This window comes from Corynebacterium sp. HMSC05D08 (assembly GCF_001807215.1).
Taxonomy (GTDB): Bacteria; Actinomycetota; Actinomycetes; order Mycobacteriales; family Mycobacteriaceae; genus Corynebacterium; species Corynebacterium striatum.
In genome coordinates this window covers 1-723 of sequence record NZ_KV788334.1, presented here as the reverse complement: position 1 = coordinate 723, position 723 = coordinate 1, and the positions used below count along the sequence as shown (strand labels likewise).

Annotated in this window: 2 protein-coding genes; both read right to left on the bottom strand. The window is 58.2% G+C overall.

Going from position 1 to position 723, the window contains the following annotated elements; genetic code table 11:
* Window positions 1-52: 52 nt before the first annotated feature.
* Entirely contained in the window at window positions 53-247 is a 195-nt protein-coding gene (locus HMPREF3148_RS06940) for a hypothetical protein (protein WP_129721166.1), read from the bottom strand.
* 9 nt (window positions 248-256) lie between these two features.
* Window positions 257-723, bottom strand: a 467-nt coding sequence (locus tag HMPREF3148_RS06935) for a single-stranded DNA-binding protein (RefSeq protein WP_070508921.1), incomplete at its 5' end; no start/stop codon positions are given.

The following is a 723-nucleotide window of genomic DNA, read 5'->3' as shown; positions in this document are numbered from 1 at the left end:
CGGCGGCCCTTAAATCGTGGTAGGTCTGCCGCCGTCATCTGCCGGTAAGGCATTAGTATTCACCGCGTCTAATGAGGGTTATGACGCGGGCGGCTGCTTTGGCTAGGTCTGCTGCCCCGAGGTCTTGCAACTCTGCGGGGGTTGGATCATCGTTGCTGTAGTGCTTGAGGTGTTCGATGTCGTAGGCGTAGGCGAGGAGCCTGTCTTCGAGTTGTTCCAGCTTTTCCTGGTAGTAGGCTACATCCATGTCGGCCACCTAGAAGGGAGGCTCGCCTTGGCCTACTGGTGCGGGGTTGCCCCATGCCCCAGACTGGACGGTCTGACCGTTCTGCGCCGCCTGATTCCACTGCTGCTGAGCCGAGGACTGGCCTCCGCCGCCTTGGCCGCGTGGGATGAAGGAAACATCATCGGCGTTAATCTTGTGCTTGCTGCGCTTACCGCCACCGTTTTGTCTCTCCCAGAGGTCTTGCTTCAGGCTGCCTAGGACGATGATGGGGCGTTTGCCGTTCTGGGTGTAGTCCTGTAGGAAGTTCTCACCCTTCTTGCCCCAAAATGTCACGTCGATGAAGCATGGTTCGCCGTCCTCCCACTGCTGCGTTTGCTGGTTGTACTGGCGGGTGTTGTGGGCCACCGTGAACTCCACAACGCTCTTACCGTTTGGGGTGAAGCGCTGCACGGGCTCCTTAGTAAGGTTGCCGCTGATTGCGATGAAATTAGCCATTA